General features: G+C 67.9%; 14 protein-coding genes. 9 read left to right on the top strand and 5 right to left on the bottom strand.

Features of this window, described 5'->3' with window-relative positions:
• Positions 1–7 precede the first annotated feature (7 nt).
• Genes galK through GQ464_RS00345 form a run of 3 tightly spaced genes read right to left on the bottom strand, consistent with a single transcriptional unit; the run spans position 8 to position 3,434 of the window.
• Positions 8–1,228 carry a galactokinase gene (galK, locus tag GQ464_RS00355; protein ID WP_166975255.1) on the bottom strand — a complete coding sequence of 407 codons (1,221 nt, stop codon included), beginning with the start codon at positions 1,226–1,228 and terminating at the stop codon, positions 8–10.
• A 31-nt stretch (positions 1,229–1,259) separates the two neighbouring features.
• Positions 1,260–2,303 (bottom strand): UDP-glucose--hexose-1-phosphate uridylyltransferase, encoded by a 1,044-nt coding sequence (locus tag GQ464_RS00350; protein ID WP_166975252.1) that lies wholly within the window; start codon positions 2,301–2,303, stop codon positions 1,260–1,262.
• Positions 2,304–2,318: 15 nt separating this feature from the next.
• Positions 2,319–3,434: an aldose epimerase family protein gene (locus tag GQ464_RS00345; RefSeq protein ID WP_166975249.1), complete on the bottom strand. Its 1,116-nt coding sequence runs from the start codon at positions 3,432–3,434 to the stop codon at positions 2,319–2,321.
• A 273-nt stretch (positions 3,435–3,707) separates the two neighbouring features.
• Between GQ464_RS00345 and GQ464_RS00340 the strand changes: the two genes are divergently transcribed.
• The 7 genes from GQ464_RS00340 (at position 3,708) to GQ464_RS00310 (ending at position 17,687) form a co-directional block, all read left to right on the top strand.
• Positions 3,708–4,745: a LacI family DNA-binding transcriptional regulator gene (locus GQ464_RS00340; RefSeq protein WP_228350463.1), complete on the top strand. Its 1,038-nt coding sequence runs from the start codon at positions 3,708–3,710 to the stop codon at positions 4,743–4,745.
• Positions 4,746–5,014: 269 nt separating this feature from the next.
• Entirely contained in the window at positions 5,015–8,116 is a 3,102-nt protein-coding gene (locus tag GQ464_RS00335) for a SusC/RagA family TonB-linked outer membrane protein (protein ID WP_166975246.1), read from the top strand.
• Between the two features lie 66 nt (positions 8,117–8,182).
• Positions 8,183–9,649 (top strand): RagB/SusD family nutrient uptake outer membrane protein, encoded by a 1,467-nt coding sequence (locus GQ464_RS00330; protein ID WP_228350462.1) that lies wholly within the window; start codon positions 8,183–8,185, stop codon positions 9,647–9,649.
• Positions 9,650–9,694: 45 nt separating this feature from the next.
• The gene (locus GQ464_RS00325) at positions 9,695–10,612 is read left to right on the top strand and encodes a FlgD immunoglobulin-like domain containing protein (protein WP_166975240.1); all 918 of its coding nucleotides are present in this window, start codon (positions 9,695–9,697) and stop codon (positions 10,610–10,612) included.
• Positions 10,613–10,767: 155 nt separating this feature from the next.
• Positions 10,768–13,350 (top strand): glycoside hydrolase 5 family protein, encoded by a 2,583-nt coding sequence (locus GQ464_RS00320; RefSeq protein WP_166975237.1) that lies wholly within the window; start codon positions 10,768–10,770, stop codon positions 13,348–13,350.
• Positions 13,351–13,460: 110 nt separating this feature from the next.
• On the top strand, positions 13,461–16,040 hold the full coding sequence (locus GQ464_RS00315) for a glycoside hydrolase family 2 TIM barrel-domain containing protein (RefSeq protein ID WP_166975234.1): 2,580 nt from the start codon (positions 13,461–13,463) through the stop codon (positions 16,038–16,040).
• A gap of 45 nt (positions 16,041–16,085) precedes the next feature.
• The gene (locus tag GQ464_RS00310) at positions 16,086–17,687 is read left to right on the top strand and encodes a sodium/sugar symporter (RefSeq protein WP_166975231.1); all 1,602 of its coding nucleotides are present in this window, start codon (positions 16,086–16,088) and stop codon (positions 17,685–17,687) included.
• Positions 17,688–17,925: 238 nt separating this feature from the next.
• Here GQ464_RS00310 and GQ464_RS00305 read toward each other — a convergent pair whose 3' ends face one another.
• The gene (locus GQ464_RS00305) at positions 17,926–19,137 is read right to left on the bottom strand and encodes a phosphoglycerate kinase (protein WP_166975228.1); all 1,212 of its coding nucleotides are present in this window, start codon (positions 19,135–19,137) and stop codon (positions 17,926–17,928) included.
• Positions 19,138–19,318: 181 nt separating this feature from the next.
• Positions 19,319–20,335 (bottom strand): type I glyceraldehyde-3-phosphate dehydrogenase, encoded by a 1,017-nt coding sequence (gene gap, locus GQ464_RS00300; protein WP_166975225.1) that lies wholly within the window; start codon positions 20,333–20,335, stop codon positions 19,319–19,321.
• Between the two features lie 318 nt (positions 20,336–20,653).
• On the opposite strand from gap, the gene GQ464_RS00295 reads away from it, so the two are divergent.
• Both GQ464_RS00295 and GQ464_RS00290 read left to right on the top strand, forming a co-directional pair.
• The gene (locus GQ464_RS00295; protein WP_166975223.1) at positions 20,654–21,370 is read left to right on the top strand and encodes a tetratricopeptide repeat protein; all 717 of its coding nucleotides are present in this window, start codon (positions 20,654–20,656) and stop codon (positions 21,368–21,370) included.
• A gap of 84 nt (positions 21,371–21,454) precedes the next feature.
• On the top strand, positions 21,455–22,834 hold the full coding sequence (locus tag GQ464_RS00290) for a sigma-54-dependent transcriptional regulator (protein ID WP_166975365.1): 1,380 nt from the start codon (positions 21,455–21,457) through the stop codon (positions 22,832–22,834).
• Positions 22,835–22,851 lie beyond the last annotated feature (17 nt).

Raw genomic sequence — 22,851 nt, 5'->3', positions numbered from 1 at the left:
CGGGGGGTCAGGAGGAAAAGGACACAGGACCGGCTTCGAGGTTTCGCTCGACCACGTAGACGGCGGGCGTGCGACCGAAGTCGGTGCGGTAGTCGGCGGACAGGCGCTGCGTCAGGTCCGGCACGGCGTCGCGGTGTGCCAGGATGACCGTGCAGCCGCCGAAGCCGGCACCCGTCATCCGGGCCCCCCGTACGCCGTCCGTGGCGCAGGCCGTCTCCACGAGCCGGTCGAGTTCGGGCGAGCTGACTTCGTAAAGGTCGCGCAGGCTTGCGTGCGAGGCCGTCATGAGCGTTCCGAAGCGAGCCAGGTCGCCCGCGCGCAGGGCCGCGACGGCCTCCTGCACCCGGGCGTTCTCGCCGACGACGTGCCGGCAGCGCCGCCGCACCGGTTCCGGCAGCGCCGCCGCGTGAGCCTCCAGCATCTCGGCCGAGACGTCGCGCAGGGCCCGGACCTGTGGGTAGAGGCGCTGGAAGAACGCGACGCCGGCCTCGCATTCGGCCCGTCGCTCGTTGTACTTCGAGGCGGCCAGCGAGCGGGGCGCACGGCTGTCGGCGATCACGAAGACGTGTTCGCCGGGGTGCACCGGCACGGCCTCGAAGGCCAGGGTGCGGCAGTCCAGGAACAGGGCGTGCCCGGCCCGGCCCAGGCGGGCGGCGAACTGGTCCATGATGCCGCATTGCACGCCGATGAAGCGGTGCTCGACCTGCTGGCAGAGCCGTGCCCCCTCGGCGCCCTCGAGCGCGAAGCCGAACAGGTGTTCCAGCCCCACGAGCAGGGCCACCTCGGTGGCGGCCGAGGAGCTCAGCCCGGCGCCGACGGGCACGTCGCCGTAGAGGACGCCCTCGAAGCCGGACGGTATGAACCCCCGCTCCTGGAGCAACGCCACGACGCCTCCGGCATAGTGCCGCCACGACGAGCCGGGGCCGGGCAGGGCATCGAGCGTCGCCTCCAGCCGCTCGTCGTAGTTGAGCGCGTGCAGGACGATGCGCCGGTCCGGCCGCCGCCGCAACGCCACGTAGACGGCCTGCCCGAGCGTCATCGGCAGGACGAAGCCGTCGTTGTAGTCGGTATGATCCCCGATGAGGTTGACCCGGCCGGGCGCCAGGGCCAGGGTCGCTTCTGCGGCCGGCCCGACGTATCGCTCGAAGGCCCGGCGCACCCGGTCGACGGGTGCCACGGCGGTGGTCGGTGCTCGGGTCTCACCGGACAGAGGCTTCCTCGTTGTCATGGGCAGGACTGGTTGGCGAGGAATACGCGCACTACGCAGCGCAAACGCTATAGTGTGTTTCGGAGAGGGCGCGAAGGCGGGCCGCGGCGGCTTCGGGGGTGAGGTCCCGTTGCGGCATGCCCAGCATCTCGTAGCCGACCATGAACTTCTTCACCGTGGCCGAGCGCAGCAGCGGCGGGTAGAAGTGCATGTGGAGGTGCCATTCGGGATGCGGGCGCCCGTCGGTCGGAGCCTGGTGCAATCCGGCCGAATAGGGGAAGGAGACTTCGAAAAGGTTGTCGTAGCGCGTCGTCAGGCGCTTGAGCAGGTCGGCCAGGGCCGTTTTCTCGTCGTCGTCGAGGGCCGTCAGGTCGGGGACGGGCCGGCGGCTGATAACCAGCGTCTCGAACGGCCAGACGGCCCAGAACGGCACTAGGGCGACGAAGTGGTCGTTGGCGCACACGATCCGCTCGTCCCGGTCGAGTTCCCGCGCCAGGTAGTCGCCCAGCAGCGTGTGCCCGTGGCGCTCGAAGTACCGGCGCTGGCAGGCGAGCTCGCGGGCGGGCAGGTCCGGAAGCGTGGCCTGCGCCCAGATCTGCCCGTGCGGGTGGGGGTTGCTGCACCCCATGATCGCTCCCTTGTTCTCGAAGATCTGCACGTGGCCGATGTCCGGCCGGGCTCCCAGTTCGGCGTACTGTTCCGTCCACACGTCCACGACGCGGCGGATCGCCTCGACCGGCATCTCGGGTAGCGTAAGGTCATGCCGCGGGGAGAAACAGATCACCCGCGCGATGCCCGGCTCGGTACGGGCCACGAACAGCTCGTCCTCCTCGACGCCTGCCTGTGGCACCTCCGGATAGAGTGCGGCGAAGTCGTTGTCGAAGACGAAGGTGCCGGGGTAGTCCGGGTTCTGTGCCCCGCCGGCGCGGGTGTTGCCGGGGCAGAGGTAGCAGGACGGATCGTAGGCCGGGCGCGTCTCCGGCGGCACCTTCTCGACCTGTCCCTGCCAGGGACGCCGGGCCCGGTGCGGCGAGACGAGCACCCACTCCCCCGTGAGGGGATTCAGGCGACGATGGGGATGTTCGTGGGAAAGCATGGGTGCGCGTGGAGGTCAGACGGAGAACGCAAAGACCGTGCGCGACCGGTAGGGGTGACTGGGTTGCACGATGGCCGGAGGGAAGGTGGGCTGGTTGGGTGCATCGGGAAAGTGCTGGGTCTCCAGGCAGAAGCCCGTGCGGGGGAGGTAGGGGTGCCCGTTTTTGCCCCTGCGCCCGTCGAGGCGGTTGCCGGCGTAGAACTGCACCCCGGGGGCGGTGGTGTAGACCGTCATGCGCCGTCCGCTCATGGGCTCGTAGACGCGGGCGGCCGGCACCATCGTGTCACCTTCGGGGGCGGTGCCGTTGCGCCGGAGCACGAAGAAGTGGTCGTAGCCCTGCCCGTGGCGGAGCTGGGGATCGTGGGCATGGATGTGGCGGCCGATGGGTGTGGGGACGGTGAAGTCGAACGGGGTGCCCGAGACCGGCCGGATCGCGCCGGTCGGGATCTGGGTGGCATCCGTGGGGGTGAAGTGGTCGGCCAGGAGCTGGAGCTCGTGCTCCAGGATGCTTCCTCGCCCGGCCAGGTTGAAGTACAGGTGCTGGGTCAGGCTGACGGGGGTGGGGGCGTCGGTTTCGGCGAAGTAGTCGAGGCAGAGCGCGTTGTCGTCGGTGAGCGTGTAGGTGACCCGTACCTGCAGGGTGCCGGGATAGCCCTGGTCGCCGTGTGGGCTGGTGTGGTGCAGGACCAGCCCCACGCCCCGTGCGTTCTCGAATGGCCGGGCCCGCCAGACCACCCTGTTGAACCCCCGGGGGCCGCCGTGGAGGTGGTGGGGACCCTCGTTGCGGGCAAGGGTGTAGGTGTGGCCGTCGAGCGCGAAGCGGCCGCCGGCGATGCGGTTGGCATAGCGCCCGATGAGGGCGCCCATGTAGGCGGTGTCGTGCAGGTAGTCTTCCAGGGTGTCGAAGCCGAGCACGACGTCCGCGAAGCGGCCGTCCCGGTCCGGCAGGGTCAGGGCGGTGATGATGCCGCCGTAGGTGAGCACCTGCATCGAGGCGCCGCGTGCGTTGACGAGCCGGAAGGCTTCGACCGGCACCCCGTCCCCGGTTGTTCCGAAGGCAGCGGGGGTGATGCCGCGGGGGAGGGGAGAGGCGGGCGGTGTCGGGTGCGATGCCGCGTGGGACGTCGTCATTGGCAACGGCCGGGCCGGGCGGTGGAAAAGGGTTTACATCGGTTCAAAAACCTGATAAACCGATTCAATAGGGTTCAGATTGTAAAGCGATGCCTGCTTCTTTGCAAGTATGAAATGTTAAGGATTGGTGAAACGGTCTGTCCGGTGCCAGGGTGCTCCGGGATATGGACGGGTGGAGCCGGGGTGGATCGGAACATTAGCCGGGGGCCCCGTTGCATCGGTACCGGGATAAACCTAACTTGAACCGATTCAAGTCACAACGAGAACATCGACATGTCAAAAAATCCAACCATCTCGGACGTTGCCCGGCTGGCGGGGGTCTCCAAGGCGACTGTTTCGGCCGTCATCAACAACAAGGATACGGTGGGGGAGGCCACGCGGCGCAACGTGCTGGCCGTGATCGAGCAGTTGAACTACCGGCCCCGGGAAGCCGCCCGTAACCGGCTTCGTCCCCGGGCAGGGCGCAGCATCGGGGTCATCATCAAGGAGGAAGACAACCCGTACTATTTCGAGGTGGTGGCCGGGGCGCGCCGTTTTGCCGAGGAGAACGGATACACGATCCTCGTGGCCAGCTCGGAAGGTTCCTACGAGGCCGAACAGCGGATCGTCGAGTTGATGACGGCCAAGGACGTCAGCGGGCTCATCATCACCCCTGTGCTCGACAGCCAGGCGGACCTCTCGCACATCTTCGACCTGAAGCGGCGCAACGTGCCGTTTGTGTTGCTGGAAGGTGTGCGGGGCCTGCAGGCCAACCTGGTCGATATCGACAACATCCGGGCGTCGCAGGCGGCGGTGAACTACCTGATCGAACAGGGGCACTCCCAGATCGTTTACTTTGCCGGGCCGCCCTATTCGCTGCACAGCGAGGACCGGCTCGAAGGAGTGCGCCGGGCCTTCAGTGAGTCCAGCCTGTCCCTCCGGAAGGATCAGATCGTGTACGCGGGGGCGCACCTGCAGGACGGCTACCGGGCGGGGATGGACTATTTCAGGCAGCATCACCCGGCACGCCCCACGGCGGTGGTCTGCTACAATGACCTGGTGGCGATGGGGTTGCTGCGGGCCCTGCACGAACTGGGCCTGCGGGTGCCGGAGGACGTCTCCGTGATGGGCTTCGACGACCTGGAGTTCCTCCGGTATGCTCCCTGGGCGCTGTCCACGGTGCATGTGCCCAAGCGGGAGATGGGCGAGCGGGCGGTGCAGATCCTGGACCGGCACATCAATGCCACCTCGGCCCTGCCCGTCGAGAAGGTCCAGCTCGATTTCAAGCTTGTGCTGCGGGACACGACAGCCGCGCCGGCCGAGGCGGCATGAGCCCGAACCGCCTCCCCGTCCTCATCATTCCTTCATCATAACTTCACCTTTTCATCTTGACTGTCATGGAGGGGCAGGGTACTATGATTTGCACTTGAATCGGTTCATGTGGTTCTGTAACCTTCTGAACCAGTATTCTGGGTTCGAGAAGGTATCCCCGGCCGGTTCGCCGGAGGCGGGGCAGCCGTGCCCTGTCGCCCGGAAGCGCTATGGGATGCCGGCCGCGTCGTCCGGGCCCCTGGTCTTTGCATCCAAACCATCGTGTTTCCATGAGAGCGACCCAGTTCTTGCTGTTCCTGCTCCTCCTGGCGGGGAGTGCTGCGGCACCGGTGGGGGCCCAGCATACCGTGCGAGGGCAGGTGACCGACCGGGAGGAAGGAACGCCGCTGCCCGGGGTGAACATCGTGATCCGGGGCACCGACCGGGGCACGGCCACCGGGGTGGACGGAACGTACCGCCTGCAGGTGCCGGCCGGGCGGGACACCCTCGTTTTCTCCTTCGTCGGGTACGTGACGCAGCTCGTCCCCGTCGACGGGCGCGAGGTGATCGACGTGGCGCTCGTGCCGGACGTGCAGGTGCTGGAGAACATCGTGGTGGTCGGGTACGTCGCGCAGCGGGAGCGCAACCTCAGCGGCGCCGTCACGACGGTGGACGTGGAGCGGCTCGAACCCGTGGGCACCACCACGGTCAACCAGCTCCTGCAGGGGCGGGCGCCCGGCCTGAACCTGCAGACGCGCTCGGCCCAGCCGGGCGGCGGCGTCTCGGTCAACATCCGGGGCGCCATCTCGCCGCGCGGCAACAACACCCCGCTCTACGTCATCGACGGGGTGCCCGTGACCGAGTACACCTCCTCCGTGCCGGGGCTCGATGATACCGACCTGGGGTTCTATGGCGGCATCGACCGGGATCCGCTCAGCTTCCTCAACCCGGAAGACATCGCCTCGGTGACGGTGCTCAAGGACGCCAGCGCGGCGGCCATCTACGGCTCGGCGGCCGCCAACGGCGTCGTGCTGATCACCACCCGGAGCGGGCGGGCCGGCCGCCTGCGGGTCAACTACCGCGGCAGCTTCTCGGCGCAGACGCCCTACGACTACTTCCCCCTGATGAACGCCCGGCAGTTCATGCAGGAGCAAAACCGGCTGGCCTACGAGCGGTACCTGTTTGAAAACCGCATCGCTCCCTACGGCACGACCGACCCGAACAGCGTCTCGCCCTACATCCCGCTCTTTACCGAGCAGGAGATGCAGGCGGCCGGTGAGGGGACGGACTGGCTGGGGCTGATCACCGAGAACGGTCACATCCACGAGCACAACCTGTCCCTGAGCGGGGGCTCGGCCACGACGACCGCCTACGTCTCGTTCAACCTTCAAGACAACGACGCCGTCCTCAAAAACTCGGGGCTGAGGCGCTACAGCGGCCGCGTCAATCTGGACCAGACCGTCTCGGATCGGGTGCGCCTGCGCCTGCGCATGTCCGCCAGCCGGCTGGAAGGCAACAATGCCTCGACGGGGGCCAACTCGGGCGGGCAGGAGAAATTCAACATGATCCAGGCGGCGATGGCCTATTCGCCCACCGTGCCGGTCTTCGAGGAGAACGGAGAATACGCCTCTACCTTCAACCGGCTCATCATGAACCCGGCGGCGTTTCTGGCCATCGACGACCGGAGCCGGACGACGAGCCTTTTCGCCACCCCGACCGTCGAGGTAGACCTGACGGATCAGCTGCGGCTGAACGTCGTCGGGCAGGCACAGAGCGAGTCGACGGTGCGGGGGTTCTACCTGCCACGCACCACGAACAACGCGCAGTTCCCGGAAGGGATGGCGCAGAAGAGCGAGTCGACCGTCGAGAACTACAGCGCCGAGACGTACCTCACCTACACGAACCAGTTTGGCCCCAGCAGCCTGACCGTCGTCGGCGGGGCGGGTTATTACCGGGCGCTGACGGAAGGGTCCTCGATGCAGGGCGTGGGCTTCTTCACCGATGCTTTCTCCTACAACAACCTGGGTGTCTCGACCGAGTTGCTGCAGAACCGCATCGGCTCGTGGAAGACCGCGCGGACGAAGCTCTCGCAGTTCGCCCGGCTGAACTACAGCCTGCACGACCGGTACATCCTCTCCCTGGTGGCCCGGCGGGACGGCTCCAGCATCTTCGCCGAGAACCACCAGTGGGGTTTCTTCCCCGGCATCTCGGCGGCCTGGATTGTCTCGGACGAGGCGTTCCTGCGGGACGTGGCGGCCGTGACGCAGCTCAAGGTGCGGGCCGGCTACGGGCAGGCCGGCAACGAGAGCATCCTCAGCGGCAATGCCCTGCAGCTCTACAGTCCGGGCTACCCCTTCCTGATCGGTAATACGCTCTACAACGGCGTGGCCCTCTCGCAGGTGGCCAACCCGGACCTCCGCTGGGAGACGGTCTCGACCTTCAACGTGGGGGTGGACTTCGGCCTCTGGGCCAACCGCGTCCGCGGTTCGGTCGACTACTTCGTCAAGACGGCGCGGGACCTGCTCGACTTCAACCCGCTGCCGTCGAACAACGCCGTCGGGCGGGTGGCGGACAACGTGGGCGCCACCCGCAGCCGCGGCTTCGAGATCGAGCTGCACACGCGGAACGTCGAGGCAGGGCGGTTCGCGTGGGAGACCGACGTGAGCGTCTCGCACTACAAGAGCTTCTGGGTCGAGCGGAACCCGCAGGTGCCGCTGGCTCCCTATATCGGCGAGAACGACCCGCTCGATGCCATCTACGGCTGGCAGACCGACGGCATCATCCGGAGCGAGACCGACCGCCCGGCCCACATGCCGAACGCCAACGTGGGCAACCTCCGCTACGTCGATCAGAACGGGGACGGCGTCCTCGACGAGCAGGACGTGGTCATCCTGGGCAATGCCGCGCCGCGCTGGGTCGTCGGCTTCAACAACACCTTCACGCTGGGCGGCTTCGACCTCAACGTCTACCTCTACGGCAACCTGGGCTACAAGCGGAACAACAACTTCGCGCCCAACACCTTCGTGATCTCCCAGCCCACCAACCCGGAGAACACGACCATCTATGCCCGGGACGTCTGGTCCTCGACGAACCCGGACGGCACCTTTCCCGGCATTGCAACCAACCCCTACAACACGCAGAATCCGACCGGCAACCACGACTTCAACCTGAAGGATGCGGGCTTTCTCCGGCTCCGCAACGTGTCGCTCGGCTATACGGTGCCGGGCCGGCTGCTGGGGACGGGCAGCCCGCTGCAATCGGCCCGGCTGTTCGTGACGGTGCAGGACCTGGCCGTCTTCACGAGCTATCCGGGCTTCGATCCGGAGTTTACCGAACCGAACCCCTACCCGAAGGCCTATACGACGACGTTCGGGCTGGAGCTCAACTTTTAGCGCCATCGAAGGACCATGAAAAACCTTCCCGTGTCGCCCGTATCGGCGGCTTGCTCCCGTTGCGCGGTGCTGCTCGCGCTCTCCGGTCTGCTCCTGCTCCCGCTGGCAGGATGCTCGGACCTGCTCGAACCGGAGGTGTTCGGCGACCTGACCCCGGAGACGTTCTTCTCCTCGGAGGCGGATTTCCGGACCGCCGTGGCCGCTCTCTACAACCCCTTCATGACCGACTGGGGAACGACCGACCAGGGCGCCGGGGTGTGGTATGCCGCGCTCTACAACCACGACCCGAAGACGTACCTGATCCGGAGCATGACCCCCACGGACGAGCTGTTCAGTCCCTGGAGCACCACGTTCGACTTCTTCGAATGGGGGCCGACTACGTTCAACGGCGGCAACGGGCCCACCTACGCCAAGATCCGCTACGTGGCCCGGGCCACCGACGTCATCGACAAGATCCAGAAGTCGGACGCGCCCGTGCCGCCCGAGGTCAAGGCACGCTACATCGCCGAGGCGAAGGCGCTGCGCGGCTGGCTCATGTACATCCTCTACGACTTCTTCGGCCCGGTGAACGTGAAGCTGGACCCGGCGACGTTGCATGATCCCACCATCACCCCGCGCCCGTCGAAAGAGGAGTACGTGGCCGCCATCGAGCAGGACCTGCTGGAGGCCCTGCCCGATCTACCCGACCGCTACAACGGCGATGCGGCCAACTGGGGACGGGTGAGCAAGGGCGCCGTGCGCATGGTACTGCTGCGCCTCTACATGCACGAGAAGCAGTGGGCCAAAGCCGAACAGGTGGCCCGCGACATCATGGCGATGGGCTACTCGCTGATGCCCTACTACCCGGACGTGTTCAACGTCGAGCAGAACAACGAAATCATCTACGCCGTCCCGGCCAACGAAGCCTCGCAGAACTACTGGCCGCAGGAGATCATCCCGCCGAACTTTGCCTCGACGACCCTGCCTTCGGGCAAGACCATCACGCGGGGGCCGGGGTGGTACGGTTTCTGGATGCCCTGGGAGTTCTACGACCTCTTCGAGCCCGGCGACGAGCGGCTCCATACCATCGCCGATAGCTACGTGACCACCTCCGGCGCCGTGCGGACTCGCAACAACGGTATGCGCGGGGCCATCCCGCTCAAGTTCACCGACATCCAGGGGGATGGGCCCGGTTACGGCTTTGACATGCCGGTCTTTCGCTACGCCGAGACGTTGCTCTCGCTGGCCGAGGCCATCAACGAGCAGCGCGGCCCGGATGAGGCCTACGAGTACGTCAACCAGGTGCGGGCCCGCGCCGGGCTGGCACCCTGGAGTGGCATGACGCAGGCGCAGTTCCGGGAGGCTATCCTGCAGGAGCGGGGACGCGAGCTCTACGCCGAGGGGGTCCGGCGGCAGGATCTGATCCGCCACGGCAAGTTCATCGAATACGCGCCGGCGGGTGCCAGCGCCGGGCCGCACCACGTGCTGTTCCCCATCCCACAGGAGGTCATCGACCAGGGGGGCGGCGTGATCGAGCAGAACCCCGGCTACTGACCCCCTCTGTCCCCCGAACCAGACGCATGCCATGCGGAGGATGCCATGAAGACACTGCTACGAACGTTCGTCCTGTTGCTCCTGCCGGGCGTGTGGGCGGCCGGCGCCCACGCCCAGGAAGCCATCACGCTCATCAACCCTAGCTTCGAACTCGACCCGAACGGCAACACGCCGTGCATCCGGGTGACGAACTTCATCGACGTGCCCGGCTGGAGCATGGACACCCCCCCGGTCGACTCGGGCGTCTCGGACAATGCCAACGCCACCGACGGGGTCTGCGCGGCCTGGCTGGCCAACTTCGACCCCCAGCTCTGGCAACTGACCGAGCATGTCATCGCGGCCGGGGAGACCTACACGCTGCACGTGGATGCGCGGAGCAGCTGGCAGGCCACCACCTTCGACGTCATCCTCTACTACGATGACAACGGCACGCGCGTCCCGGTTGCCACCACCACCTGGGATTTCGAGGGCATCAGCGAGCCCATGGTGGAGATCACCGCTTCCTTCTCGGCTGACGACGTGCCCGAGGCCATCGGGCACCGGCTGGGCGTGGCCGTGGACAACACGAACGGCGATGACGACCCCGACACGAGTGGCGATAACAGCTGGGCCGAGGTGGACAACGTCCGCCTGTTCCGCGCGGTGAGCACGGCCATCGAGGGGGAGACCCCGGCGCTCTTCGAGCTGGCACAGAACGCCCCGAACCCGTTCGTGGCCGGGACGACCACGCACATCGACTATCGCCTGAACCGTCCCGGTGCCGTGCGGCTGGAGGTGTTCGACCTGCTCGGACGGCGCGTGCGTACGCTCGTGGAGGCCGTGCAGCCGGTGGGCCCGCATGCGGCCCGCTGGGACGGCCGGGATGAAGCCGGCCGCCTGCTGCCGCCCGGCCTGTATTTCTATCGGTTGGCGCTGGGCACGGGCGGTCACGCCGTGACCCGGCAGATGCTGATCGTCCGCTAGCCGGCAGCCGTCTTTCATGAAACTGGCGGGGTCGAGGCGGGGCGCGGCAGGCGGGAGGCATGGCCTCACCGGCGCCGGCGGTCCCGCCTCGCCATAAGCGCCGGGCACGGCGGCCGAGCAGCCCCGGCGTGTGCCGTCATCCCACATCCGTTCGCATGATGATGCCCGTAACCGTTCGAACGAGGGGGCTTGTCGCCCTGCTCCTGGCCTGGCTGGTCATGCCCGTTGGCGAGGCATCGGGGCAGGAAGGACCGGTTTTCGTCGATGAGACGGGGGTGATGCGGTGGCGTAGCACCGGGGAGGAGGTCGCGCTCTTCGGGGTGAACTACGGGGTGCCGTTTGCCCATGGCTACCGTGCCCTGGGCTACGTCGGTGCCGACCGCAAGCGGGCCATCGACCAGGACGTGGCCCACTTCGCCCGCCTGGGCCTCGACGCTTACCGCATCCACGTCTGGGATCGCCAGATCACCGACCGGCACGGCAACCTGATCGAGAACGACCACCTGGACCTGCTGGACTACCTGCTGGCCCGGCTGGCCGAGCGCGGCATCCGGACCATCCTGACGCCGATCGCCTGGTGGGGGGCCGGGTATCCCGAGCCGGATCCCGGCACCGGCGGCATCTCGGACTACTATTCCAAAGGGGAGATGACGACCGACCCCGAGGCCCGGCGGGCGCAGGTCAACTACCTCCGGCAGTTCATCGCACACGTCAACCCGTACACCGGCTACAGCTATCGCGACGATCCCGCCATCATCGCCGTGGAGTTGTTCAACGAGCCGAGCCACCCGGGGGGTGCGGAGGAGACGACCCGCTTCATCGACACGCTGGCCGACGCCCTGCGCGAAGCCGGCTTCCGCAAGCCGATCTTCTACAACATCAGCCAGGGCTACACCGACGCCCACGGCCGGGCTGTCTGCGCCGCCCGCATCGACGGCGTCAGCGTGCAGTGGTACCCGACGGGGCTCGTCCGGGGCGCCGCCGTGGGGGGGAACATGCTGCCCAACGTGGATCACTATCCGCTCCCGTTCGCGGACTTCCCGGACTGCCGGAACAAGGCCCGCATGGTGTACGAGTTCGACGCGGCGGACGTGGCGGGGTCGTACCTGTATCCGGCCATGGCCCGCAGCTTCCGGGAAGCCGGGTTCCAGTGGGCCACGCAGTTCGCCTACGACCCGCTGGCGTTTGCCTGGGCGAACACGGATTACCAGACCCATTTCCTGAACCTGGTCTACACGCCGGGCCGGGCCATCGGCTTCATGATCGCCGGGGAGGTGTTCCGCCGCACCCCGCGCGGGGCCGCGTTCGGTACGTACCCCGAAACGAGTACCTTCGGCCCGTTCCGCGTCCGCTACGAAGACGACCTGAGCGAGCTGGTAGCGGACACGGTCTTTTACCATTCGAACGACACGCAGACCATCCCGCCGGCGCCGGCGGCGCTCCGGCACGTGGCGGGGGTCGGCTCCTCGCCCGTGGTGACGTATGCGGGCACCGGCGCCTACTTCCTGGACCGGCTGGGCGAGGGCCTCTGGCGGCTGGAGGTCTACCCGGACGTCGCCTGGGTGGAGGACCCGTTCAGCCGCCCGAGCCTGCGGCGTCCGGTGGCGCGGGTGCTCTGGCGGGATCGTCGCATGCGGGTGGCGCTGCCGGATCTGGGGCCGGCCTTCACCGTGGAGCCGGTCGATGCGGGGAATGTGCACCGCCCGGCCGTGCGGGACGGGGCGTTCGTCGTCCGGCCGGGGGTGTACGTGCTGGCTCGACCGGGTGTGGAGGTGCCCGCCGTCGATGCCACCTTCTTCGTCCCGCCGCCGTCGCCGGGGCCGCCGGTGGTGCGGCACACCCCGCCGGAGGCCGTGACGGCGGGGCGGCCCTTCACCGTGCAGGCCGACGTGGTGACGGCGGCGCCGCCGGATTCGGTGTGGCTCCTTGCCGGGACGCCCGGAGGCGGCTTCCGGCGCCCGCGCCCCCTGCGGATGACGCCGGGTGACGGCTTCACGTTCGCGGCCACGCTCCCTGCCGGGCACCTCACGCCGGGATGGCTCTCCTACCGTATCGTGGTCTTCGGCCGCGACGGAACCCACACCTTCCCCGGCGGCGATGCGGGGCATCCCTTCCAGTGGGATTTCACCGGGCGCGCAACGTGGGACGTGCCGGTCGTCTCGCCAGACGCCCCGGTGGTGCTCTTCGACGCCCGGCGCGACCGCGACCACCTGCTTGCGCCGGCGTTCTGGAACTACGTGCGCTACCGCCTGGAGCCTTCCGAAGGCACCGCGCCGGACCGCCCGGCGCTCCGCGTCGTCGTCGAGAGCCTGGCGCCGGAGCCCGGACATTTCGCCCTGCGCACGTTCCTGACGCCCGCACAGCGGCACCGGCTGGCGGAGGCGCCGGGGACGGGGACGCTGCGCATCCGGGCACGGGCGGCCGGCGCATCGGAGGGACGGCTGGAGGTGGCCCTCGTGGAGCAGGACGGCACCGCCTGGGGGACCGTGCTCGAACTCACCGAAGCCTGGCAGGAGTACACCGTGCCGCTGGCCGCGCTGCGGCGCACCCCGCTGGCCCTCCTGCCGCGCCCCTACCCGCAGTTCCTGCCCTACCTGTTCGACGCCGCCACGCCGGACGATGCCCCGGAACCCCGCAACCTGGACGGCCTCCAGTTCGCCATCGACGGCGCCTGGTTCGACGCCGCGGGGCGGGAGGTACCCCGGGGATTCGACGTCGAGCGGATCGTCCTGGAATGACCCGCCTCGGCGGGGCGCTTTACCGCATCGGAGGTCCGCATGAACCCGGTCGCGACCGGTGCGGCGGTGGCGATCCCCACGATCCCGATCATGCTTTTCCCATCAGGCCGATGAGACGCAGAGACTTTCTGAAGAGCACCGCCGCGGGCGGGGCCGCGCTGTTGCTCGCTCCCTCCGCCGGGCGTCTGCTGACGGCGGAGCACGGGCCCTCGCGCATCTCCTTCAACCGGGACTGGCGCTTCTTCCGGGGCGAGGATCCGGCCGGGGCGGCCTGGGAACCCGTCACGTTGCCGCACACCGCCCGCATCGAGGCCCTGGTGACGGGCGAGCCCGGCAGCCCGACCTACCAGTGGCAGGGCCTGTGCTGGTACGAAAAGCGCTTCGTGATGGGACCCGAGACGGCCGGCAAGAAGGTCTACCTGCTCTTCGACGGGGCCATGAACGTGGCCGACGTCTGGCTCGACGGCGAGCACCTCGGCCGGCACCTGGGCGGCTACCTGCCCTTCGGCTTCGACCTCACCGGCCGCCTCGTGCCCGGCTACGAGCACCTCCTGACCGTTCGCCTCGACAATACCGACAACCCGATCACCGGCCCGAAGCCGCTCCATCAGCTCGACTTCAACCTGTACCACGGGATCTACCGGGACGTGCACCTGATCGTCAAGGATCCGCTGCACATCACCGATCCGATCCTGGCCGATAAGACCGCCAGCGGAGGGGTGTTCGTGCGCTATCCCGAGGTGACGCCGGAGGCGGCCTCGGTGTGGGTGCAGGTCCACGTACGCAACGACGACGCCGGGGAGCGTCGCTTCGTCGTCGAATACGTGCTGGAGGACGAAGCCGGGGCGGTCGTGGCCGGGGCCACCTCCGACCCCGTCACGCTGGCTCCCGGCCAGGATACGGAGGTCGTCCGGACGCTGCGGGTGCTGGGGCCGGCGCTCTGGAGCCCGCGTTCGCCATCCCGGTACACCCTCCGCACCCGTCTGGTCGAGCATGGCGCGGTGGTCGACGAGGAAGTGACGCGCATCGGCATCCGGCGCATCGAGATCTCGGCCGAAGGGTTCCGGATCAACGGGGAGAAGATGTTCCTGCGGGGGACGAACCGGCATCAGGAGTATCCCTACGTCGGTTATGCCGTGCCGGACGCGGCCCAGTACCGGGACGCCCGGAAGATCAAAGAGGCCGGGTTCGACTACATCCGCCTCTCGCATTATCCGCACGACCCGTCCTTCATGGAGGCCTGCGACGAGCTGGGGCTGGTGGTGATGAACTGCATCCCCGGCTGGCAATACTTCAACCGGGACGACCCCCGTTTCGCGGAGATCCAGTACGAAAACTGCCGCCGTCTCATTCGCCGGGACCGCAACCACCCGTGCGTGATCCTGTGGGAGGTCTCGCTCAACGAGACGTGGATGCCGCCCGAGTTCGTGGCGAAGACCCAGGCCATCGCCCACGAGGAATACCCGGGGGATCAGATGTACACCTGCGGCTGGACGGACGGGTACGACGTCTTCATCCAGGCCCGGCAGCACGGCGGCTGCGTCGAGGTCACCGACCGGCCGTGCGTCGTGAGCGAATACGGCGACTGGGAGTACTACGCCCAGAATGCCGGGCTCAACCAGGAGGCCTGGGCCGATCTCGCGCCGGACGAGGCCAACAGCCGGCAACTCCGCTGGCACGGCGAGCGGGCGCTGCTCCAGCAGGCCACCAACTTCCAGGAGGCGCACAACGACAACCGCAAGACGATCGCGTTCGCCGACGGCCTCTGGGTGATGTTCGACTACAACCGGGGCTATGCGCCGGACATCGAGTCTTCCGGGTGCATGGATCTGTTCCGGCTGCCCAAGTTCTCCTACCACTTCTTCCGTAGCCAGCGGGATGCCGCCGAGCGGTATCCCGGGCTGGCCTCCGGGCCGATGGTGTTCATCGCCAGCTACTGGACGCCCGACTCGCCGACCGACGTCCGGGTGTTCAGCAACTGCGACGAGGTGGCCCTCTCGGTGGGCGGCCGCCTCGTGGCGCGGCAGCGTCCGGACGCCGACCGCCTCTCGACGCATCTGGCGCATCCGCCCTTCACGTTCCGTTTGGAGCGCTTCGAGCCGGGCCTGCTCGAAGCCGTCGGCTATCTCGACGGGCGCCCTGCGGCCCGCCACGCCGTGCGGACGCCCGGCCGGCCCGTGCGCCTGTCGGTGTGGGTGGACGAGGGCGGCCGCCCCTTCGCCCGCGACGGCAAGGACGTGGTCTTCGTGCACGCCGCGCTGCAGGACGAGCACGGGACCGTCGTGCCGGACGCCTGGGAGAATGTGTTTTTCGGGACGATTGGAGGGGTTTCGCTTGTCGGGGCGAACCCCTTATCTTCGGACGCCGGCATCGCCAGCGTGCTGGTGCAGGCGGAGCGGCGACCGCGGGCGGCCGTCTACGCGCTGGCCATCGTGCGGGAGGGTGGGCTCGTCCGGCTGCTCGGCGGGGCGGCGCCGCTCGGCGGGGACGTGCTGCCGTGGGAGATCCGCTACGCGACCGGTGGCCACGGGCCCGGCCCGCGCGCACCCCGCTACGACGGTGCCTTCCCGGCCGGCGAGCCGGTGCAGGCGGCGCTCTTCGTGAACGGGCACCCGGTCGTGCAGGCCGACGAGACGGTGCCGAAGTTTCGCATCGCGGGCAGCGTCGCCCCCCGGGAGCGGGAAGGCTGAGCGCCGGCACCGCACACAACGTTTCCTCCAATCCGCTGATCGCTCATGCACTTTACCGCCCTCGACTACGTCATCTTTGCGCTCTACGGCGCCGTCATCGTCGGGCTCGGCCTGTGGGTTTCCCGGGAACGAGAAGGACATCAGAAAGACACCAGCGACTACTTCCTCGCCGGCAAGGCGCTGCCCTGGTGGGCCATCGGGGCCTCGCTCATCGCCAGCAACATCTCGGCCGAGCAGTTCATCGGCATGTCCGGTTCCGGCTTCCGCCTCGGCCTGGCGATCGCCTCCTACGAGTGGATGGCGGCCGTAACGCTGCTCGTGATCGCCTATTTCTTCCTGCCGATCTATCTGGAGAAGGGCATCTATACGATGCCGCAGTTCCTGGAGCAGCGCTACGACGGCCGGGTACGTACCCTGCTGGCCGTCTTCTGGTTGCTCGTCTACGTGTTCGTCAACCTGACGAGTGTGCTGTACCTGGGGGCGCTGGCGCTCGAGGGCATCATGGGCATCTCGCTCTGGGCCGGGATCCTGGGGCTGGCGCTCTTTGCCACGGTCTACAGCATCTACGGGGGGCTCAAGGCCGTGGCCTGGACCGACGTGGTGCAGGTGCTCGTGCTCGTCGGCGGCGGGCTGCTGACGACCTACCTGGCGCTCGACGCCTACAGCGACGGGGCGGGGGTCATCGCCGGCTTCGGGAAGTTGATTCAGGATGCGGGGGACCGGTTCAATATGATCCTCTATCCGGGCGAGCTGCTCTACCGGGACGACACCGGCACGTTGCAGGACGCCTACCAGCTCCTGCCGGGGCTGGGGGTGTTGCTGGGCGGGATGTGGGTGGCCAACCTGTTCTACTGGGGGTGCAACCAGTACATCATCCAGCGGGCGCTGGCGGCCCGGAGCCTGCAGGAGGCCCGCCGCGGGCTGGCTTTTGCGGGCTACCTGAAGCTGCTCCTGCCGTTGATCGTGGTGGTGCCGGGCATCGTGGCCTACGCGCTAGATGCACCGATCACGCGGGGCGATGAGGCCTATCCGTGGCTGCTGGCCTCCTACGTCGGGCCGGGTCTGCGCGGGCTGGCCTTCGCGGCGCTGGCGGCGGCCATCGTCTCGTCCCTGGCCTCGATGATGAACTCGACGGCGACGATCTTCACGATGGACCTCTACCGGAACATGATCGGCCGCAAGGCCTCGGAGGCACAGCTGGTGCGGGTCGGGCGGCTGGCCAGCCTGGTGGCGATCACGATCGGCGCGCTGCTGGCCCCGCAGCTGGCGGCGCTCGACCAGGTGTTCCAGTACATCCAGGAATACACGGGCTTCATCAGTCCCGGGGTGCTGGCCATCTTCGTGATGGGGCTCTTCTGGAAGAAGGCGACCCCCAACGCCGCGCTGGTCTCGGCGCTGCTGAGCATCCCGCTCTCGGCCGGGATGAAGGTGCTGGCGCCGGAGGTCCCGTTCCTGAACCGGATGGGCTACGTGTTCCTGCTGTCGGTGGCGCTGATCATGGTCATCTCCTGGGCGGAAGGCAAAGGACGGGACCATCCGAACGCGGTGCGCCTGGCCGGCACGCGCCTGGCGGCCGACCCCGTCTTCACCGCCGCGGCCTTCGGTATCCTGGGCATCACCGCCGCCCTCTATGCCCTTTTCTGGTGAGAAACGGAAAGACCGACCTGCCATGAACGTGCACAATACGTTCGAGCAGCCGGACGCGGTACGGCCGGCGCCGTTCGACGGGGCCCGCCTCGCGGGGACGACATGCACGGTGGCGCTGCCGCCGAAGGGGCAGCCGCCGGCCCCGTGCCTCCATCTCCTGCTCCGACGACATGCACGGTGGCGCTGCCGCCGAAGTCCGTCGTCGTGCTCGCGCTCGAGTGAGCCGCCGCGCTGCCGCTCACCTGTCCGTCAGGGCGGCGATGCCGGGGAGGGTCTTGCCTTCGAGGAATTCGAGCATGGCGCCGCCGCCGGTGGAGACGTGGCTGACCTGGTCTTCGTAGCCGGACCGGTTGATGGCCGCCACCGAGTCGCCGCCGCCGACGACGGTGAGGGCGCCGTGCCGGGTGGCCTCGGCCAGCGCCTCGGCCACGGCGAACGTCCCGCGGGCGAAGTTGGGCATCTCGAAGACCCCCATCGGGCCGTTCCAGACGACGGTGCGGGCCTTGAGGAGGATGCTCCGGTAGGTCTCGAGCGTCGCCGGGCCGACATCCAGGCCCATCTCACCGTCCGGAATGTCGCCGGTGACGGTGCGGTGCGGGGCGTCGTTCTCGAAGGCCGTCGCCACCACGTGGTCGACCGGCAGCTTGATCTTGCCGCCGGCCCGTTCGTAGAGTGTGCGGGCTTCCTCCAGCCGGTCCTCTTCCACGAGCGACTTGCCGGTGGCATGGCCCAGGGCCTTCAGGAACGTGTAGCTCATGGCCCCCCCGATGAGCAGGTGGTCCACCCGGTCCAGCAGGTTTTCGATCACGCCGATCTTGTCCGACACCTTGGCCCCGCCGAGGACGGCCACGAAGGGGTGGTCCGGGCTTTCCAGGACGCGGCCGAGGTATTCGACTTCGCGTTGCAGCAGGTAGCCCATGGCGGATTGCCGGACGTGGCGGGTGATGCCGACGGTGGAAGCGTGGGCCCGGTGGGCCGAGCCGAAGGCGTCGTTCACGTAGAGGTCCCCCAGGGCGGCCCATTCGGCGGCCAGGGCGTCGTCGTTCTTCGTCTCGCCGGGGTGGAAGCGCGTGTTTTCCAGCAACAGCACCCCGCCTTCGGGCAGGGCGGCGGCATGGGTTTTCACGGCCTCACCCGTCACGGCCGGGACGAAGTCCACCCGTGTTGCCCGGCCGGTACCGTTCCCGAGGAGGGTCTTGAGGTGGTCGGCGACGGGGGCGAGGCTGTACTTCGGGTCGGGGGTGCCTTTGGGGCGGCCGAGGTGGCTCAGCAGGATGGCACGCCCGCCCCGGTCGAGGAGGGCGCGGATCGTCGGGAGCGCGGCCCGGATGCGCGTGTCGTCGGCCACACGGCGCCGGTCGCCTTCTTCGGACAGCGGCACGTTGAAGTCGACGCGGACCAGCACCCGCTGCCCGCGCACGTCGAGGTCGTCGAGGGTCAACTTGGGCATGGGGTCGGATGGCGGGTTGAGGGTTGAAAACGGGTCGCCACCCCGTTCCGGCCGGAAAGCAGGACGACGGAAGGGGGGGAGGTTGGCGAATCCAGCCCGGGGGTGGCGTGAAAGAAAGAGGGAGAGCGATCGGGGCGATGCGCTCTCCCTCGGCCCTGTCAAAGAAAAGGGGGGACGGGGCTCAGACGGCAGCAGCCACCGTCATGAGCTTCTGCACGATATCCACCGTGCGGTTGGCATAGCCCCACTCGTTGTCGTACCAGCCGACGACCTTCACCAGGTTGCCGGAGGCCATCGTGGAGAGGGCGTCGAAGATGCACGAGTGCGGGTTGTGGATGATGTCCGCCGAGACGATGGGGTCTTCGGTGTACTGGAGGATTCCCTTGAGCCGGTCGCCGGCGGCGGCTTTCATGGCGGCGTTCACCTCTTCGACGGTCGCCTCGCGTTCGAGCTCGGCCGTGAAGTCGGTGATGGAGCCGTCCGGCACGGGCACACGGAGGGCAAAGCCGTCGAGCTTGCCGTTGAGGTGGGGGAGGACCAGGCCGACGGCCTTGGCCGCGCCGGTGGTCGTCGGGATGATCGACAGGGCGGCGGCCCGGGCCCGGCGCAGGTCGCTGTGCGGGGCGTCCTGCAGGCGCTGGTCGGCCGTGTAGGCATGGACCGTGGTCATGAAGCCCCGGCGGACGCCGAAGGCGTCGTCGAGCACCTTGACCATCGGCGCCAGGCAGTTCGTCGTGCAGCTGGCGTTCGAGATGACCTCCTCCTCACCGGTGAGGGTGTCGTCGTTGACGCCGAGTACCACGGTGGCATCCACCTTGCCCTTGGCGGGCGCCGAGATGACCACCTTCCGGGCCCCGGCCTGCAGGTGCTGCGCCGCGGCCTCGCGCGAGCGGAAGATGCCGGTGGACTCGACCACCACGTCGACGCCCAGGTCTCCCCAGGGCAGGTTCTTGGGATCCCGCTCGCTCAGCACCCGAAACCGCTCCCCGTCGATGATGAGGTCGTTGCCGTCTACCGTGATCTCGCCGGGGTAGGCGCCATGGATGGAGTCGTACTTGAAGAGATGGGCCAGCGTCTTGGCGTCGGTGATGTCGTTGACCGCGACAATGTCGAACGCGTCCGACTTGCGCTCGAGGATGGCGCGGAAGACCAGACGCCCGATCCGTCCGAAGCCGTTGATGCCGAGTTTGATCGCCATGTTCCGTTCTCCTTGATCGATGGGTTAGGGGGGATTGCGGGGCTTTAGGTACTCAACCGGCGGGCCTCCGGGGGCGTTCCGGTGAAAGTTGTGAAAGTGTACGAAAAAATCGGATTCCCGGTGAAGGCATGCCGGGCGGAAACGATCGGGAAATCATGCGTTTAAGCGGAGGCCCGGCGGCAAAACGAAATTTTGCACAAGTGCCGGGGCGGTCGGGGGGCTGCATTGCGGCCCCTGCCGAAATACGATATCTTCCCTTTCTACCTGAAAATGGCGTGCCCCGCGCGGGGTGCGTTGAACCCAGAGCAAGCTGTATCCATGTCCACGCTGAATCCGACCAAGAAGGTCTCCCGGAGGCAGGAGCTTCGCCAGGACACCGTCGTCACGTTCTATGCCCGGGCCTGGGAATTCGTTGACCGGAACCGGACGATCGTGCTCGGGGCGGCGGCGGTCGTCGTGCTGGTCGTGGCGGCCCTGATCGGTTATGCCGTCTACCAGCAGCGCCAGCAGGCGAAGGCGGTGGCGGAGATGGCCGGAGCCGTACAGGCCTACGAGCAGGGGCGCTACCGCGAGGCACTCGACGGCACTGCCGGCTACGTGGGGCTGCTCGCCATTATCGACCGCTACGGCGGCACCGAGGCCGGCAACCTGGCCCGTTTCTATGCCGCCAATGCCTTCTTCCAGCTGGGTGAGTATGATCAGGCCCTCGAGCTTTTCCGGGACTTCGAGAAGGAGGACAACCTGATCGGCGCCAGTGCCGTCGCCGGCGAGGCGGCCGTCTACGAGCAGCGGGGTGAGCATGAGCGGGCGGCCCGTCTCTACCGCCGTGCCGCCGGGATGGTGCGCAGCGAGCAGGTGGCCGCGGACTACCTCTTCGACGCGGCCCGGGCCTACGAGGCCGCCGGCGACTACGGCGCGGCGCGGGAGGTGTATCGGGAGATCAAGGACCGCTACGGCGACACGCCCGCAGCCCGGAACGTCGACGTGGACCTGGCGCGGGTCGAGACCCTGCTGAAGCGGGCACGCGGTACCTGAGACCGCCGGGCCCGCGCAGCCCCGTTCCTGCTCATCACCCCCAGCCGGCCGCATGGCGCGGCCGAATGACCCGTCGCTATGCCTGTGCCTACCATCCTGGTCGTCGACGACGAAGCCAGTATCCGCCGGACCCTGCGCGAGATCCTCGAATACGAGGGTTTCGCCGTCGAGGAGGCCGAGCACGGCGAGGAGGCCCTGGCGAAGCTGCGTGCCGGCCGCTACGACCTCGTCCTGCTGGATGTCAAGATGCCGAAGCGGGACGGCATGGAGGTGTTGGCCGTCATTGCAGAAGAAACACCCGAGCAGCCCGTCGTGATGATCTCGGGCCACGGCACCATCGAGACGGCCGTCGAGGCCACCAAGCTCGGGGCGTTCGACTTCATCGAGAAGCCGCCGGACCTCAACCGCCTGCTCGTCACCATCCGCAACGCGCTCGCCCGCGGGCAGCTCGTCGCGGAGAACCGCCGCATGCGGCAGACCATCCTCGAGCAACACGGCACCGAGCGGACGCCCATCCTCGGCCAGAGCCCGGCCATCACGCGCATCAAGGAGACCATCGAACGCGTGGCACCGACCGAGGCACGGGTGCTGATCACCGGCGAGCCGGGAACGGGCAAGGAACTCGTCGCCAAGTGGATTCACCACCTCTCTGCCCGGAAGGAGGGGCCGATGGTCGAAGTCAACTGTGCGGCGATCCCGAGCGAGCTCATCGAAAGCGAACTCTTCGGCCACGAGAAAGGCTCCTTCACCGGCGCCACCCGGCAGCGGATCGGCAAGTTCGAACAGGCCGACGGCGGCACCCTCTTTCTCGACGAGATCGGGGACATGAGCCTCTCGGCCCAGGCCAAGGTACTGCGGGCCCTGCAGGAGAACAAGATCACCCGCGTCGGCGGAGACCGCCCCATCCCGGTCGACGTCCGGGTCATCGCGGCCACGAACAAGGACCTGCTCGATCTGATCGGTGAGAACCGGTTCCGGGAGGACCTCTACCACCGCCTGAGCGTCATCCTCATCCACGTGCCGCCGCTCCGGGAACGGAAGGAGGATATCCCGATCATCGCCCGTCATTTCGCCGCCGAGCTGGCCCGGCGCAACGGGCTGGGCGAGAAAACCTTCGCCGAGGAGGCCCTCGAACGGCTCAAGCGGTACGAGTGGCGCGGCAACGTGCGCGAGCTGCACAACGTGGTCGAGCGCCTGCTCATCCTCAGCGAAGGCGACACGGTGACCGCCCGTGACGTCGAACGCTACGTGGCCCCCGGCACCCCGGCCGGTAACCCCATCGAGAACCTGATCAGCCAGTACGAGGAGTTCAGCGCCTTCCGGGATCAGGCCGAAAAGCTGTTCATCGAACACAAGCTTCGCCAGTTCGACTGGAACGTTAGCCGGACCGCCGAGGCCATCGGCATTCAGCGCTCGCACCTCTACAATAAGATGAACAAGTACGGCATCGAGCGCGAAGACTGACGCCGGCGATCCCCAAG

The sequence above is a fragment of the Rhodocaloribacter litoris genome (assembly GCF_011682235.2).
Classification (GTDB): domain Bacteria; phylum Bacteroidota; class Rhodothermia; order Rhodothermales; family ISCAR-4553; genus Rhodocaloribacter; species Rhodocaloribacter litoris.
The sequence above is the reverse complement of the archived record's forward strand: the minus strand, read 5'-3'. Positions and strand labels throughout refer to the sequence as shown.

Coding starts and splice junctions, on each gene's coding strand:
- galK (WP_166975255.1), bottom strand. CDS start 1,228: ATGACAACGAGGAAGCCTCTGTCCGGTGAGACCCGAGCACCGACCACC.
- GQ464_RS00350 (WP_166975252.1), bottom strand. CDS start 2,303: ATGCTTTCCCACGAACATCCCCATCGTCGCCTGAATCCCCTCACGGGG.
- GQ464_RS00345 (WP_166975249.1), bottom strand. CDS start 3,434: ATGACGACGTCCCACGCGGCATCGCACCCGACACCGCCCGCCTCTCCC.
- GQ464_RS00340 (WP_228350463.1), top strand. CDS start 3,708: ATGTCAAAAAATCCAACCATCTCGGACGTTGCCCGGCTGGCGGGGGTC.
- GQ464_RS00335 (WP_166975246.1), top strand. CDS start 5,015: ATGAGAGCGACCCAGTTCTTGCTGTTCCTGCTCCTCCTGGCGGGGAGT.
- GQ464_RS00325 (WP_166975240.1), top strand. CDS start 9,695: ATGAAGACACTGCTACGAACGTTCGTCCTGTTGCTCCTGCCGGGCGTG.
- GQ464_RS00320 (WP_166975237.1), top strand. CDS start 10,768: ATGATGATGCCCGTAACCGTTCGAACGAGGGGGCTTGTCGCCCTGCTC.
- GQ464_RS00315 (WP_166975234.1), top strand. CDS start 13,461: ATGAGACGCAGAGACTTTCTGAAGAGCACCGCCGCGGGCGGGGCCGCG.
- GQ464_RS00310 (WP_166975231.1), top strand. CDS start 16,086: ATGCACTTTACCGCCCTCGACTACGTCATCTTTGCGCTCTACGGCGCC.
- GQ464_RS00305 (WP_166975228.1), bottom strand. CDS start 19,137: ATGCCCAAGTTGACCCTCGACGACCTCGACGTGCGCGGGCAGCGGGTG.
- gap (WP_166975225.1), bottom strand. CDS start 20,335: ATGGCGATCAAACTCGGCATCAACGGCTTCGGACGGATCGGGCGTCTG.
- GQ464_RS00295 (WP_166975223.1), top strand. CDS start 20,654: ATGTCCACGCTGAATCCGACCAAGAAGGTCTCCCGGAGGCAGGAGCTT.